The sequence below is a fragment of the Chitinophaga sp. 05T412 genome (assembly GCF_056396465.1).
On sequence record NZ_JBFTLN010000001.1, the window covers coordinates 18,564 to 35,782 of the forward strand.

General features: G+C 45.9%; 18 protein-coding genes. 11 read left to right on the top strand and 7 right to left on the bottom strand.

The genetic code is table 11. The annotated features are described in order from the left end of the window. The first annotated feature begins 46 nt into the window (after window positions 1-46). From AC1DFM_RS00065 to AC1DFM_RS00080, 4 genes are all read left to right on the top strand, one after another. On the top strand, window positions 47-463 hold the full coding sequence (locus AC1DFM_RS00065) for an RrF2 family transcriptional regulator (RefSeq protein WP_477074682.1): 417 nt from the start codon (window positions 47-49) through the stop codon (window positions 461-463). 284 nt (window positions 464-747) lie between these two features. After that, window positions 748-1,431 carry a phosphoadenylyl-sulfate reductase gene (locus tag AC1DFM_RS00070; protein WP_477074683.1) on the top strand — a complete coding sequence of 228 codons (684 nt, stop codon included), beginning with the start codon at window positions 748-750 and terminating at the stop codon, window positions 1,429-1,431. A gap of 54 nt (window positions 1,432-1,485) precedes the next feature. Continuing rightward, complete coding sequence (cysD, locus tag AC1DFM_RS00075) at window positions 1,486-2,394, top strand: sulfate adenylyltransferase subunit CysD (RefSeq protein ID WP_477074684.1); 909 nt, start codon at window positions 1,486-1,488, stop codon at window positions 2,392-2,394. Window positions 2,395-2,517: 123 nt separating this feature from the next. Next, the gene (locus tag AC1DFM_RS00080) at window positions 2,518-3,765 is read left to right on the top strand and encodes a sulfate adenylyltransferase subunit 1 (RefSeq protein WP_477074685.1); all 1,248 of its coding nucleotides are present in this window, start codon (window positions 2,518-2,520) and stop codon (window positions 3,763-3,765) included. 70 nt (window positions 3,766-3,835) lie between these two features. Here AC1DFM_RS00080 and AC1DFM_RS00085 read toward each other — a convergent pair whose 3' ends face one another. Then, window positions 3,836-4,774, bottom strand: coding sequence for an NAD-dependent epimerase/dehydratase family protein (locus AC1DFM_RS00085; protein ID WP_477074686.1), 939 nt, complete (start codon window positions 4,772-4,774; stop codon window positions 3,836-3,838). 340 nt (window positions 4,775-5,114) lie between these two features. On the opposite strand from AC1DFM_RS00085, the gene kdsA reads away from it, so the two are divergent. Beyond that, on the top strand, window positions 5,115-5,930 hold the full coding sequence (gene kdsA / locus AC1DFM_RS00090) for a 3-deoxy-8-phosphooctulonate synthase (protein WP_477074687.1): 816 nt from the start codon (window positions 5,115-5,117) through the stop codon (window positions 5,928-5,930). Window positions 5,931-6,113: 183 nt separating this feature from the next. Continuing rightward, window positions 6,114-6,515 carry a hypothetical protein gene (locus tag AC1DFM_RS00095; protein WP_477074688.1) on the top strand — a complete coding sequence of 134 codons (402 nt, stop codon included), beginning with the start codon at window positions 6,114-6,116 and terminating at the stop codon, window positions 6,513-6,515. Between the two features lie 76 nt (window positions 6,516-6,591). On the opposite strand, the gene AC1DFM_RS00100 is transcribed toward AC1DFM_RS00095, so the two are convergent. After that, window positions 6,592-6,813, bottom strand: a complete 222-nt coding sequence (locus AC1DFM_RS00100) for a PspC domain-containing protein (protein ID WP_291929051.1) — start codon at window positions 6,811-6,813, stop codon at window positions 6,592-6,594. A 343-nt stretch (window positions 6,814-7,156) separates the two neighbouring features. Between AC1DFM_RS00100 and AC1DFM_RS00105 the strand changes: the two genes are divergently transcribed. The 3 genes from AC1DFM_RS00105 to AC1DFM_RS00115 all read left to right on the top strand — a co-directional run bounded on the left by AC1DFM_RS00105 (window position 7,157) and on the right by AC1DFM_RS00115 (window position 10,790). After that, complete coding sequence (locus AC1DFM_RS00105; RefSeq protein ID WP_477074689.1) at window positions 7,157-9,424, top strand: aconitate hydratase; 2,268 nt, start codon at window positions 7,157-7,159, stop codon at window positions 9,422-9,424. A 157-nt stretch (window positions 9,425-9,581) separates the two neighbouring features. Next, window positions 9,582-10,199, top strand: a complete 618-nt coding sequence (locus tag AC1DFM_RS00110) for an HD domain-containing protein (protein ID WP_477074690.1) — start codon at window positions 9,582-9,584, stop codon at window positions 10,197-10,199. 9 nt (window positions 10,200-10,208) lie between these two features. After that, a complete protein-coding gene (locus AC1DFM_RS00115) occupies window positions 10,209-10,790 on the top strand; it encodes an LOG family protein (protein ID WP_477074691.1) in 582 nt (193 codons plus the stop codon). Here AC1DFM_RS00115 and AC1DFM_RS00120 read toward each other — a convergent pair. Together AC1DFM_RS00120 and AC1DFM_RS00125 are read right to left on the bottom strand one after the other, a co-directional pair. Continuing rightward, window positions 10,787-11,839, bottom strand: a complete 1,053-nt coding sequence (locus AC1DFM_RS00120; RefSeq protein ID WP_477074692.1) for a DUF4421 domain-containing protein — start codon at window positions 11,837-11,839, stop codon at window positions 10,787-10,789. The two genes, AC1DFM_RS00115 and AC1DFM_RS00120, sit on opposite strands and share 4 nt — an antisense overlap. Window positions 11,840-11,860: 21 nt before the next feature. Then, entirely contained in the window at window positions 11,861-12,334 is a 474-nt protein-coding gene (locus AC1DFM_RS00125) for a metallophosphoesterase family protein (protein ID WP_477074693.1), read from the bottom strand. Window positions 12,335-12,378: 44 nt separating this feature from the next. Between AC1DFM_RS00125 and purU the strand changes: the two genes are divergently transcribed. After that, a complete protein-coding gene (gene purU, locus AC1DFM_RS00130) occupies window positions 12,379-13,248 on the top strand; it encodes a formyltetrahydrofolate deformylase (protein WP_477074694.1) in 870 nt (289 codons plus the stop codon). Between the two features lie 125 nt (window positions 13,249-13,373). Here the strand turns inward: purU and AC1DFM_RS00135 are convergent, their stop codons facing one another. Further along, window positions 13,374-13,961: a hypothetical protein gene (locus tag AC1DFM_RS00135; RefSeq protein WP_477074695.1), complete on the bottom strand. Its 588-nt coding sequence runs from the start codon at window positions 13,959-13,961 to the stop codon at window positions 13,374-13,376. 80 nt (window positions 13,962-14,041) lie between these two features. Between AC1DFM_RS00135 and AC1DFM_RS00140 the strand changes: the two genes are divergently transcribed. Beyond that, entirely contained in the window at window positions 14,042-14,872 is an 831-nt protein-coding gene (locus tag AC1DFM_RS00140) for a CHAD domain-containing protein (RefSeq protein WP_477074696.1), read from the top strand. Between the two features lie 72 nt (window positions 14,873-14,944). Here the strand turns inward: AC1DFM_RS00140 and hutG are convergent, their stop codons facing one another. Together hutG and hutI are read right to left on the bottom strand one after the other, a co-directional pair. Further along, on the bottom strand, window positions 14,945-15,949 hold the full coding sequence (hutG, locus tag AC1DFM_RS00145; RefSeq protein WP_477074697.1) for a formimidoylglutamase: 1,005 nt from the start codon (window positions 15,947-15,949) through the stop codon (window positions 14,945-14,947). A 3-nt stretch (window positions 15,950-15,952) separates the two neighbouring features. Continuing rightward, window positions 15,953-17,182: an imidazolonepropionase gene (hutI, locus tag AC1DFM_RS00150; protein WP_477074698.1), complete on the bottom strand. Its 1,230-nt coding sequence runs from the start codon at window positions 17,180-17,182 to the stop codon at window positions 15,953-15,955. Window positions 17,183-17,219: the final 37 nt, after the last annotated feature.

Sequence of the window (17,219 nt, forward strand, 5' to 3'; positions counted from 1 at the left end):
TGCACCGCACTATTTTTTCATCCGGGAGGGATGCAAACCAGTCAGTATGTTATCGAAAAAAACACAATACGCATTTCACGCATTAGTACACCTGGCAGAGAATGTAGATAAAGGTCCCATCCTTATCTCTGAGATCGCGCAGGAGAAAAGTATCTCTATCAAATTCCTGGAAAATATCTTACTGGAATTGAAGAATGCCGGTATCCTTGGCAGTAAAAAAGGAAAAGGCGGCGGATATTACCTGATGCGTCCTCCTAAGGAGATTGCGTTGGCTAAAATCATCCGTTTACTGGATGGTCCTATCGCCCTGCTGCCCTGCGTGAGCCTGAACTATTACGAACGTTGCGAAAACTGCCGTGATGAAGCCGTTTGCGGGTTGAATGAGGTGATGGGAAAAGTAAGGGACTCCGCCCTTAAAATACTGGAAAACAAAACATTAAAAGATATCCTGACCCGGAGCTAATGCCGGGTTCAGGAAATGTGTAACAGCCGGCTGCTATGGCCGGCTATCCGCAGTAGCTACTGCCTCCCCCATCTTCCTATATTCTTCTCCCCAGACATATTCATTAAAAATAAAAAACATATTAATGGTCGGATAACATCTGCTACCATGGCTATTCTATAAGAAAGTGGTCATTTTTTATTTTATTAGTCTATCTTTTTTATAGGTTTTATGTATTTTTGCTAACGGAGTAACCGTAATTGCTCCGCTGGCACTAGACATATCAATCAATAAGGAAGATCTACATGACAGACATTACCACTGCGTTGGCCAACAAATCAGTGGAAGAAGCCATACAGTACCTGCTGGAGCAATACCCGGGCGCTGTCGCCTTTTCTACCTCATTTGGCCAGGAAGACCAGGTAATAGCAGATATTATCTGGCGTAACCACTTGCCGGTTAGAGTTTTTACCCTTGACACGGGTCGCCTTTTCCAGGAAACATACGATGTAATGGACCTCACTATGGCCCGTTACAAACAACCAGTAGAAGTATTTTACCCCGAAACCGCTGCCGTTGAAAAATTACTCGCCGCCAAAGGACCTAACAGCTTTTACGAATCTGTGGAAAACCGCAAAGAGTGTTGTGGTATCCGCAAAGTAGTTCCCCTCAACAGAGCACTGGAAGGCGTGAAAGTATGGATTACCGGCTTAAGAGCAGAACAATCCGACAACCGCCAGGCCATGGAAACCCTGGAATGGGATGCACAACGCCACCTTTATAAATACAATCCGCTGATCCACTGGGGATACGACGAAGTACTGGCCTACCTGGAGAAGTATAAAGTGCCGTACAACAAGCTGCACGACAAAGGCTTTGTCAGCATCGGTTGTGCCCCCTGTACCCGGGCCATTGAAGCAGGAGAACATCCCCGCGCCGGCCGTTGGTGGTGGGAACAATCGCACAAAGAATGCGGCCTGCACGGATAATCGTGCACACATCGCCGTTAGAAAATTAGGTTTTAGCATAAATTATTATAGTCCATGACTCATCAAATAAATTGGGAATTTCCGCAGGCATTGGAAGATGAAGCCATTTATATACTTCGTGAAACCGTTGCACAATTCGAGAAACCGGTACTGCTGTTTTCCGGTGGAAAGGACTCTATCACCCTGGTACGCCTCGCCCAAAAGGCTTTTTACCCAGGTAAAATTCCTTTTGCTTTACTGCATGTAGATACCGGCCATAACTTCCCTGAAACCATCGCGTTCCGCGACTGGCTCGTGAATTCACTGGGACTGGAAATCATTGTCAGAAATGTACAGGACAGTATTGACCAGGGAAAAGTACAGGAAGAAACCGGCAAATACGCCAGCAGAAACGCACTCCAAACAGTTACCCTGCTGGATGCTATCGAAGAAGGAAAATTTGACGCCTGCATCGGCGGCGCCCGCAGAGATGAAGAAAAAGCCCGCGCCAAAGAAAGAATCTTCTCCGTTCGGGACGAATTTGGTCAGTGGAACGCCAAAATGCAACGCCCGGAATTATTTGATGTCCTCAATGGAAAAATTAATATAGGCGAAAACGTGAGAGTATTCCCTATTTCCAACTGGACCGAACTGGATGTATGGAATTACATCGTTCGCGAAAAACTGGAAATACCTTCTATCTACTTCTCCCATGAAAGAGAAATTATAGAAAGAGATGGATTATACTGGCCTTACTCCACTTTCCTCAATACCACTGCTGATGAAGTACCTTATCGCCAGAAAGTACGCTTCCGTACCGTTGGCGACATGACCTGTACCGCTGCCGTGATTTCCGAAGCCGATAAACTCGAAGATATTATTGCAGAAATTATGGAAGCAAAAATATCCGAACGTGGCGCACGCATCGACGATAAACGCTCCGAAGCCGCCATGGAAAAGAGAAAGCAGGCAGGATATTTTTAACAGCGGTTAGCTATTAGCCGTTAGCTACTAGCGTTTCTGAGCAAGAAGTCCTTAATTAATTTTGAACAAACTTTTTAGCGGCGGCACTAACTGCTAACCGCTAAATGCTAAAAGATAAAAACAATGGAGGTTTTACGTATAGCCACTTCCGGTAGTGTTGATGATGGTAAAAGCACTTTAATAGGCCGTTTATTATACGATACTAATTCTATTCCCCAGGATAAAATGGAAGCGCTCCATGCCGCCAGCAAGCGCAAAGGACTGGACTTTACAGACCTGTCGCTGCTCACCGACGGCCTCGTAGCTGAACGGGAACAAGGTATCACTATTGACGTGGCACACATTTACTTCTCTACGCCTACGCGTAAATATATTATTGCTGATACACCCGGGCATATTGAATATACCCGTAACATGGTGACCGGCGCTTCCAATGCACAGGTATCACTGATTCTCATTGATGCCCGCAGAGGAATTGTAGAACAAACACACCGTCACTTTTTTATCGCCAACCTCCTGCGTATTCCTTACCTGGTGGTATGTGTAAATAAAATGGATCTGGTAGAATACAGCGAAGCCCGCTTTAACCAGATAGTGGAAGATTTCCAGCAAATGCTGGACAATGCAGGCTTTAAAGGACAGGAAGTGAAATTCATTCCTATCTCTTCCCTGTATGGCGAAAACGTAGCTTCCCGCACCGGCGCTATCACCTGGTACCAGGGCGATACCCTGCTGGAATATCTGGAACAGGTATCGTTTGATCATGAAGATCGCCTGCATCCCTCCCGCTTCCCGATACAAAGCGTAATCAGACCTAGAACGACTGAATACCACGACTTCCGCGGCTTTGCCGGTAAAGTGGCCAGCGGTCATTTTGCGGTAGGTGATGAAGTAGTATCATTGCCAGCAGGTACCAAAAGCCGTATTAAAACCATTGAGCAGTTTGAAAAGCAACTAACGGTGGCGCATGCACGTGAAAGCGTGGTGATTACACTGGAAGATGAAATAGATAGCAGTCGCGGTAACATGCTGGTGAAAAGCAACGAAGTACCTGCACAGCTGAAAGAAGTAAATGCACAGATCTGCTGGATGGATCAGCAAAAGCTGGTGGCGGGCAAAACCTATTTACTGCAGCATGGCGTAAACCGGGTGAAGGCCAAAGTACAGCAGATTCATTATGTGACGGATGTGACCAATCACGGACAGCTTACCGACAAAACAGAAATGGGCTTAAACGATATCGGTAAAATATCGCTGAAAACAGCAGCGCCGGTATTTGCAGATGCATATCATATTAACCCTGCCAATGGCGCTTTTATTCTCATCGACGAGTTTAACAACACCACAGTGGCAGTAGGATTCATTGAGTAATCAGCCATTTACATAAAAAGAAAAGCAGCCCCGCCATGGCGGGGCTGCTTTTCTTTTTTATAGATATGCCTTAGATGTTCTTCAGCATATCTTCCGTCATCCGGGCCAGATCATACTCTGGTTTCCAGCCCCAATCCTGACGAGCCTGGCTGTCATCAATGCTGTTAGGCCAGCCATCTGCAATTTGCTGACGATAATCAGGCGCGTAAGACATTGTAAATTCAGGAATATGTTTTTTAATTTCTGCGCCGATTTCTTTCGGAGAAAAGCTCATGGCAGAAAGGTTATAAGCAGAACGGATCGCAATTTTAGACGCATCAGCTTCCATCAGTTCAATGGTAGCTCTGATAGCATCCGGCATGTACATCATTGGGAGGTACGTATCTTCTGATAAGAAGCTGGTATATTTTTTATGCTCTTTTGCTTCGTGGAAAATTTCGATGGCGTAATCAGTGGTACCGCCCCCTGGTGCTGATTTGTAGCTAATCAAACCTGGATAACGCAAGCTTCTTACATCTACGCCAAAACGGTGGTTGTAATATTCGCACCAGCGTTCGCCTGCAAATTTGCTGATACCATAAATGGTAGTAGGCTCAATAATGGTGTGCTGCGGAGTTTCCGCTGCTGGTGAATTTGGTCCGAATACCGCAATGGAACTAGGCCAGTATATTTTATCAAGATTCTCTTCTTTCGCAATATCCAGTACGTTCAACAGACTTTGCATGTTGATATGCCAGGCCAGTAACGGATTTTTTTCACCGGTAGCAGACAGAATCGCTGCCAGCAGATAAATTTGGGTAATGTTATGACGGATCACCAATACATGCAGCATCTCCTTGTTCATCACATCCAGCGACACATAAGGACCGGTTCCTTTCAGCAAATCGTGCTCTTCGCGAAGATCTGAGGCCACTACGTTGGCATCTCCATACATCTTTCTTAAAGCCAGCGTCAGCTCTACGCCAATTTGTCCACAGGCCCCTATGACCAGAATCTTATCTTTCTTCATACAAAAATATAATTGTAAGCTATTTTTTAAATCGGACCGTAATATTAACGGGTTCGCCGCTATTTCCGTTCACGATGGCTCAGCGCATGACAATGCGATAACAATAAAAACAACCATGTGCTTTATGTATGGTTCTGAATTACAATACTATGACAATGGAGCAGAAAGCAGAAAGCGGAAAGCAAAAAGCTATTGAAGCGAATGATCAGCGTGGATATTTAATTTATAAATCCGCTTACATCATTCGCTTCAATAGCTTTTTGCTTTCCGCTTTCTGCTTTCTGCTCTACATAAATGCCTATCTTTGCAGCTTCTATTAAATGACCCAATTTTTGAAGATATGAAGCACTTAAAATCATTATTCAAGGAACAATACAACCCTGAAAATTTTTTCCTCATTGCGGGCCCCTGTGTTATTGAAGAGGAAGAAATACTGATGACAGTAGCCGAGAAAGTAACGAGCATCTGTAAACGATTAAACATTCCTTATATTTTCAAGGCATCCTACCGTAAAGCCAATCGTACCAGCGTACATTCTTTCACTGGTATTGGAGATGTAGAAGGACTGGAACTGCTGCAGAAAATAGGTAAAACTTTTAACGTACCGGTAACCTCCGATATTCACTCCGCCGCAGAAGCTGCGATGGCAGCCGCTTACGTGGATGTGCTACAGATTCCTGCGTTCCTGTGCCGTCAAACAGACATCCTGTTGGCCGCCGCAGAAACAGGTAAAGTAGTGAATGTGAAGAAAGGTCAGTTCCTGAGCGGTGAATCCATGAAATTTGCCGTAGAAAAGATTAAAGGCGCAGGTAACGACCACATCATACTGACCGAACGCGGTACCACCTTTGGCTACCAGGACCTGGTAGTAGACTACCGCAATATCCCTATCATGAAACACCTGGGAGAGCCGGTAGTAATGGATTGTACCCACTCTTTACAACAGCCTAACCAAAGCAGTGGTGTAACCGGTGGTAATCCACAAATGATCAGCACTATTGCCAAAGCGGCTATTGCCACGGGTGCAGACGGCTTGTTCATAGAAACACATCCTGATCCCTCCAAAGCTAAATCTGACGGTGCTAACATGCTTCGTTTAGACCTGCTGGAAGAACTGCTGGAGAAACTGGTGGAGATCCGGAAAGTAGTAAGATAATATAAGCAGAAAGCGAAAAGCAGAAAGCAAAAAGCTATTAAAGCGAGTGATTAAAGCGGATTTGTTATCCAAATCCTGCTCCTGTCACTCGCTTCAATAGCTTTTTGCTTTTTGCTTTTTGCTATCCTTGTTTCTTTTGGCTTTTTTTTTCGTAAATTCATTTCACATAAAATTCTGCTCACTATGATTAACATCCACGATTTAAAATCAGGTGATACCGTTATCACAAACTACGCAGGGGAAGAAAAAGAAGGGAAGATTTTACAGGTAGATCATGAGGACAAAAAAGTGTTGGTGGCGACAGATGAAAATGAGTACTGGTATGACCTGGACAATCTTTTACCGATTCATTTAACGGAAGCTACTTTGCTGAAATGGCAGTTTCACAAAGATGAGGGGGCATCGTCTCCGGCGGGAGGTACGTTGTATGTAAGAGGGCCTTTCTCGGTACGTTGGTTTGAGGACGGGCATAAGCCGCTGATGCAGCTGCATTACCGCGATGAAACGAGAAATTTGAATAAGCCGATTACGTTGAATGAATTACAAAATCATTATCATGGTATGACGCTGTTCCATATGGAATAGATGACTGTATAAAATAAAAAACCGGATGATGAGCAGCCATGGCTGTTTCGTCATCCGGTTTTTTTATCTTGATATACTATAAATAGCGCAGGGGATTTCTCCGGGCATTCTGGATATAATTTTTCATATTAACCCAGAACGCAAGAATCATATATACAATGAGTGGTGATCCCATTGTCAGAAAGGTGGCATAGATGAAAAAGATGCGTATGCGATAGGTGGCTACTCCCAGTTTTTCTCCAATAGCAGCACAAACACCGAACGCCTTCCATTCCACGAAATCTTTAATCCGGTTCATAGACCAAATTTATCAAATTCCGGCTGGAAAAACAAGCAAAAAACGGAGCGGGGCGCCACCTATTTAGGTAGTTGAATATCAGCAACTTTACTGCGGTTGCGCGTTTCTGCTCATGATTACGGTTAAAAAAGCAGGCGGTATAAATTTAATATAACAATTTTTACTAATTTTTTAAAGAGACGAAATCCGGTCATTTCCTTGATCTGCGGGTATTTAAAGGAACTGTTAAAGTACAGGGAGTTTATGCACAGTTGGCTATATCTTAAGTATTTAATTTAAAAACTTGTTGTTTTTAGTTAATTTTGCGTGCAATTTTTAACCGCTCTTAAATAATTTTTTTCCCATGGTGTTTGATATTGACATGATTAAAAAAGTGTATGCGGCACTACCGGGTAAGGTGGAAGCAACCCGTAAAATGTTAGGTCGCCCGCTCACGCTTGCCGAGAAGATTTTGTACGCTCACCTGTATGCACCTACTACCACGCCCTACGAAAGAGGCAAATCCTATGTTGAATTTGCACCGGATCGCGTAGCTATGCAGGATGCAACTGCCCAGATGGCATTGCTCCAGTTTATGACCTGCGGCCGTGATCAAGTTGCGGTTCCTTCCACAGTACACTGTGATCACCTCATTCAAGCCAAGGTAGGCGCTACACAAGATCTTGCGACTGCTATTGACACCAATAAAGAAGTTTACGATTTCCTTTCTTCAATTTCTGATAAGTACGGCATTGGTTTCTGGAAACCAGGCGCGGGTATCATTCACCAGGTAGTACTGGAAAACTATGCGTTTCCTGGTGGTATGATGATCGGTACCGACTCCCACACTCCTAATGCCGGCGGTTTAGGCATGGTAGCGATTGGCGTTGGTGGTGCTGATGCAGTAGACGTAATGGCTGGTTTACCATGGGAGCTGAAAATGCCGAAACTGATCGGTGTGAAGCTGACTGGTAAAATGAGTGGCTGGACTTCTGCTAAAGACATTATCCTGAAAGTAGCTGGTATCCTCACTGTAAAAGGTGGTACAGGCGCTATCGTGGAATACTTTGGCGAAGGTGCGGATAGCTTTAGCGCTACTGGTAAAGGTACTATCTGTAACATGGGTGCTGAAATCGGAGCTACCTGCTCTCTCTTTGCTTACGATACCAAAATGGCGGATTACCTGAAAGTAACCGGCAGAACGGAAGTAGCTGCCCTGGCTGACCAGGTGAAAGAACACCTCCGTCCGGATGCTGAAGTATACACTGATCCTGCTAAATACTACGACCAGGTGATTGAAATCAACCTGGACGAACTGGAACCATATGTAAACGGTCCGTTTACGCCGGATCTGGCATGGCCTATTTCCAAATTTGCACAGGCAGTAAAAGAAAACAACTGGCCTGAGAAACTGGACGTAGCCCTGATTGGTTCCTGCACCAACTCTTCTTATGAAGATATTTCCCGCTCTGCGTCTCTCGCTCAACAGGCGATCGACAAACAGCTGGATATGAAATCTGAATATACCATCACTCCAGGTTCTGAAGTAGTACGCTACACCATCGAAAGAGATGGCCTGCTGAATACTTTCAACCAGGTAGGTGGTGTGGTACTGGCAAACGCCTGCGGTCCGTGTATCGGTCAATGGGCTCGTCACATCGATGACCCTAACCGCAAAAACTCTATCATCACTTCCTTCAACCGCAACTTCGCGAAAAGAAATGATGGTTATGCTTCTACCCACGCTTTCGTAGCTTCTCCTGAAATCGTTACTGCGCTGGCTATTGCAGGTAATCTTACCTTCAACCCGCTGACCGATAAACTGAAGAACAAAAACGGCGAAGAAGTAATGCTGGATGAACCAGTAGGTTACGAACTGCCTCCAAATGGTTTTGCTGCAGAAGATGCAGGTTACCAGGCGCCTGCTGCTGATGGTAGCGGTGTACAGGTAATTGTATCTCCTACTTCCGACCGTTTACAACTCCTGGCTCCATTTAGCGCATGGGAAGGTACAGACCTGAAAGGACTGAAACTCCTCATCAAAGCAAAAGGTAAATGTACTACGGATCATATCTCTATGGCTGGTCCATGGTTGAAATACCGTGGTCACCTGGATAACATCTCCAACAACATGCTCATTGGTGCGGTAAACGCATTCAACGATAAAACTGATACCGTAAAGAACGCCTTAACCGGTGAATACGGTGCAGTTCCTGCCACCATGCGTGATTATAAAGCGAAAGGCTTTGGTGCAGTAGTAGTAGGTGATGAAAACTACGGTGAAGGCTCCAGCCGCGAACACGCTGCGATGGAACCACGTCACCTCGGCGTTCGTGCTATCCTGGTGAAATCTTTCGCCCGTATCCACGAAACCAACCTGAAAAAACAAGGTATGCTGGGTCTGACCTTCGCTAACAAAGAAGATTACGATTTAATCCAGGAAGATGATACCATCGATATTGATGGACTGACTACCTTCACTCCTGGTAAACAGCTGACCGTTGTACTGCATCACAAAGATGGCAGCACGAACGAATTCCCTGTAAACCACACGTACAACGAACAACAGATCGAGTGGTTTAAATCAGGTGGTGCGTTGAACGTTATCCGCGCTGAAGCAGCGAAGAAATAAGCGGAAAGCATAGGTGCGAAAGCGCCTGTAAACAAAGCTGAAAGCGAAAACTATTATAGCGAATGATCTGCGCAAATGCGAGGATTGTTCGCTATAATAGTTTTATAGACATTATCTTGCATCATTATCTTTAGTAACTGTTTTAAACCCAACCTGTATGCTGCATGATAAATGGGGCCAGCTGCACGCCAACCTCAAGGTGGATACTTCCCTGATTACCTATCAATACGAATATCTCACGATGATGTATAGCGGGGAACAACGCACCTATCATAACCTGTCGCATATCACGCAAATGATCATGCTTTCGGAAGAATTTGGCACCTACCTGCAGGACCCCGATGTGGTACTTTTTTCCATCTTCTTCCATGATCTCGTATACAATCCATTGATGAAAAATAATGAGGCAGACAGTGCAGAAGCAGCAGAAAGATACCTGCGGGAAATCGGTTACCCGGAAAATAAAACAACGTTGGTCAGTGAGTTTATTGTGGCTACTAAAACGCATATCAACACCCTGAACAATAAGGACCTGGATTACTTCCTGGATTTTGACCTGTATATACTGGGTACTGCGCCGGAAGCATATAAAACTTACTCCCAACAGATCAGGCAGGAATACAACATCTATCCCGATCTGCTGTATAAACCAGGACGAAAAAAGCTATTAAAACATTTCCTGGAAGCACCGGCTATTTATCATACTCCCTTATTCAGGGAGCAATATGAAGCCGCTGCCCGGAAAAATATTCAGACGGAAATAGATACCTTATAAACTACTCAAATGAAAAGTATTGTTGTTTTTTGTGGTTCAAGTGCAGGAGAATTACCTGTGTATATGGAACAAGCTAAATTATTGGGTGCAGCACTCGCCCAACGCCAACTGACGCTCGTTTATGGCGGCGCCAGAGTCGGCCTTATGGGCGCGGTAGCAGATGGTGCATTACAGGCAGGTGGTAACGTAATTGGTGTATTGCCTCATTTTCTGCAACAGAAAGAGCTGGCGCATAAAGGACTTACAGAGTTAATCCTGGTGGACACCATGCACGAACGCAAAACCAAAATGAACGAATTATCCGATGGTGTTATCACACTTCCCGGCGGCTTTGGCACCATGGAAGAATTGTTTGAAATGCTTACCTGGGGACAATTAGGCCTACATCAGAAACCTATTGGCCTGCTCAATGTAAATGGCTTTTACGATAACCTCATTGCGTTATGTGCCACTATGACCCAAAATGGCTTCCTCTCCGCTGCCAATAGCGCCAGATTGCTTCATAGTGATAACATGGAACAGTTACTGCAGCAAATGGAACAGTACCAGCCTACACTGGATACCAAGTGGATATCGAAGGAACAAAGCTAAATAGACCTGGATTTCCATAGCGGTTTCTGTAGTGTAAACCTGCGTACCAGGCTCACCCTGAAGTTACCGGTGCCAAATGTCTGATAGGTATTTGGTATCGGCATGCCGCTGCGGGTAGTCATCCCCACATAATGTACTCCTGCAAAATAACGGCTGGAATTGTAGCCCAGGGAGGCCCGCACCGTATTACTGAACTGTATACCTACTTTGCGGCTGATGCTGCCGTTTTCCATAAAAAGACTGGTCACATTCCCTCCCAATCCTGACGTGAGCGACAGTGATAAAAAGAAATGTTGTTTCACGACAAACGTATACGCATACCCGACATTGGCTGCCAGCGAGGATATTCCCGTTTTATAATAGTGCTCATCCCGCAGAAAAAAGGTATCGGCCATGTTGGAAGGTATCAGGGAAGAATCTCCTTTTATTCTTCCTAAAAACATTTCCCCGCCCAACAGGAAAGAGCCCGCGCTTTTCTTCTGGTATTCATTCTGCAGATTAGGCGCCCGGTAGGAAAATCGTTTATCGTTGAAAATATACTGCACATTGAGTCCGAAATCAATATTTCGGATATCCGGGCGCTGCGGATAAGGGTTTTGAGCGGCGTATTCCCTGCCAAATACTTTCTCAGGATTGGCTACATAATAGCCTTTGTAATATTGCCCATAGAAATCTACTACAATTTTACGGAGATAGATGTGCGACTGAAGATCGATGTACTTTGTTTTGCCATACTTCTCGTTATGCTGGTTAATGAAGGGCAGATTAAAGCCCAGGTTCAGTCCTACGAAGCGATAGTTAGCACCAAAACCGATGTTAAACGGGGTGTTGGGGCGGTATAAAATATCTTTCTTCTGTTTACGGTCGATGATATCAAACTTGGTGTATTTCCGCGACCCATAGAGCCTGGCGGTGATATCTTCCGTATGTTCTTCTATATATGCCGTGTCATTTTCTGTTTTCAGCCATTTCCAAAACCTTCCCTGCGCATGTATTTGCGTAGTTCCGGTTAGCAATATGATGACACATACGATAGTTCGCAGATTCATAACTGTTGTAGGTTAATTTAGTCAGCCAGGTAGTTCAACGACTTCGAGCTGTTGAATATTGCCTGCATCCAGTTGAAAGCGCAGGAGTGTTTTCACTTTGTGCCATCCTTGTTGTCCACAGGCACCAGGATTCATGTGCAACAAATGCAGTGCCGGGTCTGGCATTACTTTCAGAATATGCGAATGCCCGCTGATAAAGAGTTTAGCAGGATGCCGTTGTAGCTGTTCCTTTACGCCGGGGGCATATTTCCCCGGATAACCACCAATATGTGTCATCATCACCTCTACGCCTTCTACGTTGAAGCGCAGTGTTTCGGGATAACGGACACGGATATCCGCACCGTCGATATTACCGTACACGGCCCTGAAAGGTTTAAAAGCTTCCAGTTTATCGGCCAGTTCTACATTTCCAATATCGCCGGCATGCCAGATTTCATCTACATCTTCAAAGTATTTGAATACCTGCGGATGCAAATAGCTATGCGTATCCGACATGAGTCCTATTTTTTTCAAGGGAGAAGTATTAATTTGGTAGTTATATGTCAAAAGAAAACGCTCCTAACATCACTGCGTGTTTACTTATTTGCTGTCCTGATCGTCCCGGCATAGTGGCGGGCGTATCCCAGTTTCTATATCAATTGGGTGCAAATATACTTGATGCAAGTCAACACAGTACCGATCCCAGGGAAGGTTTATTTTTTATGCGCATGGAATTTCAGCTGGAGCAGCTGGACAAGTCCGCGCTGGAAGCTGCTTTTCAGCAGCAGGTAGCCACCCCGTTACAAATGGAATGGAAAATTAATTACAGCGACCAGCGGATGCGGATGGCGATCCTGGTATCTGCCTATGATCATTGCCTGCTGGAGCTTTTATGGAGATGGAAAAGCGGGGAATTACCTGTCGATATTCCGCTCGTTATTTCCAATCACCCGTTGCTGGAAAAAGAGTGCACCGCCATGGATATTCCGTTTCATTATCTACCGGTCACCAGCACCACCAAGGCGCTGCAGGAACGTGCGGCTATCCGCCTGCTGGAGGAACACCGCATTGATTTCACAGTACTGGCGAGATATATGCAGATATTATCTCCGGAGTTTGTCAGCATTTATCCACAGCGTATCATTAATATTCATCACTCCTTTTTGCCCGCTTTTGCCGGCGCCCGGCCTTACCTCAATGCCTATACGAGAGGCGTAAAGCTGATTGGCGCTACGGCTCACTATGTCACCAATGAACTGGATGAAGGGCCCATTATTGAGCAGGATGTGGCCAGGGTAAGCCATAAACATACCGTAGAAGACCTGGTGATGCTGGGACGTGATATTGAGCGGCAGGTGCTGACCAGAGCGGTAAAAGCACATGTGAGCCACCGCGTGATTTTACATGGTAACAAAACAATTGTTTTTTAGAGCTGAAAGCACAAAGCTGAAAGCATAAAGCTATTGTAGCGAGTGACCATTGCGAATATTAATACGCTTTGATCATCCGCTACAATAGCTTTGTGCTTTCCGCTTTCTGCTTTCTGCTTAATAATTTATCTCGCAATAAACTTCGCCAGCTTCTTTCCAGCTACTGCATAGGATTCCATGATCCGCATACCGGTGTCAAAATCGAAGCCCATCATACGGCCGGGTGCATTATCTACGGAAATTTTAGCCACCACTTTACCTGGGTTAGCTGTTTCTACAATATTGATTTCCGCATCGATGTAGGAATTTCTACGCGCTACTCCTACGTTAAATCCAGGCTCCATAAAGGTGGTGTGAAAAATCAACGTGTACTTTGCATTGGGGAATTTGCCGGCTTTCAGGTCGCCATTGTCATTAAATAATTCATCAAATTTAGGCTCAAACCTGCTGGCACGATCGTCTTTCCAGGCTTTGGCCCAGGTGTCGCCTTTTCCGGCTTCCTTGGCATTGTACTCTGCTGTTTTCTTCGTGATATAATCTTCTTCGCTGTCTTTGCCTACAGACAAGTGATCATACGTGAATTCCACATTAATTTCTTTTTGATCTTTCAGGGCAGCGAGGTCGCCATCTACCAGTTTGATTTTTTGCGCCATGGCGGGGGTACATAGCATTGCCAGCAGTACAGCGACTGCCACTTTTGGGATTAGTTGCATAACATAACAATTTGACGCAAAAATATTGAATTTATCTAGTTTCCGGTCAGGGCCGGAAATTTTATTTTATCTTTAGAAAGATGCTACACGCTGCGTTATATCACTATCTCCGAAGGGAATGCGACAACGTTATTGCCGCATATACCACGCTACAGGAAGTTCCCGGCGATGCGGATGCAGTGCATGCACTACGGGTAGGCGTAAAAAAGCTTCGCGCCTTCTTTTCCCTGGCCCAACAACTGCCGGATTACACCTTCGGCGCCGGCAAACATCTGCAGATGGTAAGGCTGATACAGGCTATGGGCGGAGCTGCGCGCGATACACACCTGCAGGAAAAACACCTGCGTAATTATGAGCGAAAAGTCAAATGGCGCTTCGCGGTTGCCCACTTATTATTACGAAATAAACAAACCACCGCTAATACCCTGCTGCAGGCCGCAGTGAAGCATAGTTCCCTGAAGCAGTTAGGGAGCCTACCAGAAAAGTTTAAGGAAGCCATTGCCGATATAGATGCAGAAACCGCTACCATTGCATTGGAAAAATACCTGCAACAGCAGCACCAGCGGATCACGCCGCCTGCGAGCAGCGCCCATCACGCCGTATGGCACGGTGTAAGAAAAGAAACCAAATCATTATACTACCAACTCACCATCATGGAACAGGTACTACCCTCCCATCAAACGGAAGTACTGATTCCACACACCAAAAAAGCAGGTGAACTCCTGGGGCAGTGGCATGATACCAGTGAATTATTATTATTTACGAAAGCAACGATAGCACAGGTGAAGAAGGAAAAAATTACGCTGCCGGTGAATGCATCACAACTGATACAATTACTACAGGTAGATATGAAAGAACAGCTGGCGCTGTGCGCGAAGCAGCTGAGAGCGCTGCAAACAATAAGCTTTTAGCAAATGCAGCGAAGATCATCATCAATCCATCTCCGCTGCATTTGCTAAAACCTAAAAGCTAATGGCTAACAGCTAAAACGGTTCTTCTCCCGAATAAGCCATCACAATTTCAAAAATCAGGGAAGCCGCCAGTTTAGCGGTGCGATTATCTATATCCAATGAAGGATTGAGTTCTGCAATATCTGTAGCGGCTACTTTTCCACTTTGCAATATCCGGCGGTAACACTGGAGGAATAAGCCTCCGGGCATAATACCATTATAGGCAGTAGCGCTTACACCGGGTGCAAAAGGCGCGGCAAATACGTCTAAACAGGTGGTCAGGTATACTTTATCTACCTGCCCCAGGAAATGCTGAATAGCGGCAAATAGCGTGTCTTTATCCTGCAGGTGGAAAGCATCTGCGCTCACATAGGTGGCATCTGCTTCTCCGGCAATATTAAATAGCTGCCGGGTATTCCCGTTTTTCTGGATACCCAGTGCGAGGTAATTAAAAGGGGTGCCGGCCTGCTTACAGTCCTGCGATAGTTGCCAGAAACCAGTACCAGAGCTGGGACCGGCTTCTTCCGGCACACGGATATCGAAATGTGCGTCAAAGTTGATGAAGCCTACCTTTTGCTTTCCGGCAAAACGGCGCAACCCACTGGCATGGCCATACGTAATTTCGTGACCACCACCCAGTAGCAGGGGCAGATAACCGGCGGTGAGGATAGCCTTTACTGCTTCACTCAGCACCTGTTGGGCATTTTCCAGTTCACCATCTACACAAAGAATACTTCCGGCATCCAGCAACACGGTTTGTTCTCCGAAATGAACCGGGAAGTTGGCGATCGCTTTACGCAAGGCTGCAGGGCCTTCTGCGGCGCCGGTTCTGCCTTTGTTACGGCGCACTCCCTCATCACAGGCGAAGCCCAGTAATACGATTCCTTTGGTCTGCGGCGGCAGTGCAGGCAATGCGTCCTGTAACAGGTCTACCACTTTGATGACCTGGTGCCAACGCAACAGGTCCTGCGTTGTTCCATCTATACGACCGGTCCACGCATTGGCGGCCGTTGGCTGATAGCTATCCTTTGTTATCATACATTACGATACTAATTCTCCTTTTTTCCAGACCATAGCAGGTTTCATCTTCCCCTGATAATAGAGGATATCACGGTAATCACTGGTAGGATAAGCCTGCAAATCTGCGGCGTATCCGGCCAGCACCATACCTGCATCTTTCAGTTGTAATGCAGGGGCAGCTCTTACGGTAAGTGCTGCCAACACTTCTGCTGTAGATAATTTTTCTGCGGCACTCATTACGGCTGCCTGGATCAGCAAATCGCCCATAGGCGCAGATCCTGGGTTCCAGTCGCTGGCGATGGCCACACTGGCGCCCGCGTTCAGCAACTTCCTGGCAGGTGCATATTGCATCCCCAACCCTAATGAAGCTCCCGGCAAAACTACGGCAACTGTATTTGAATTTGCGAGTAATGCAATTTCTTTTTCATTACTGGCCTCCAGGTGGTCCGCTGATAAGGCGCCAGTATTCACGGCTACTTCAGCGCCGCCGGCGCTGAACTGGTCGGCATGCACCGTAGCAGCGAAGCCCTGTTGCATGGCCTGTTTCAGAAATACCGTAGCTGCATCTACAGAGAAGGCGGTTTCCTCAATGAAAATATCTACACGGTTTGTCAGCTGTTCCTGTTGCAACAACGGCAGCAGCTCCTGGGATACCCATTGCAGGTATTCCGTTTCTGTACCGGTATAATCACGTGGTTTCATGTGTGCAGCCAGGCAAGTACTGATCAGGGTGGCTTTGGTATGCAGCCCCGCCTGTTGTATGGCGCGGAGCATTTTCAGCTCCCCTTCTAAGTTAAGCCCATAGCCACTCTTCACCTCTATCGTAGTCACCCCTTCTTTCAGGTGACGGTTAGCACGCGCCACCGTATTTTCCGTGAGTGTAACGATATCGGCTACACGTGTTTTAGTCACAGAGTCCCATATCCCGCCACCGGCACGTGCTATTTCCAGGTAACTTTTACCGGCTATACGCATGGCATAATCGCGGTTGCGGGTGCCATCATAACAGATATGCGTGTGGCAGTCAATAAAGCCGGGCAACAGTACCATTGGGGTATCGATGAAAGCAATTTCACTGTCCGGATACTTTTTGAGCAATGACTTATAATCCGCTACGGCAACGATTTCCCCATCTTCCAATACTACCCCGCCTTTTTCTATTACCGTTAATTGTTCGTCCTGCAACGTGCCTTTCAGCGATAATCCCGTCATAGGAAGGATCTGTACAAATGGACCGAGTAAGGTTTTCATTAGCTGTTAGCTTTTAGCTATTAGCTTTTAGTCTTTA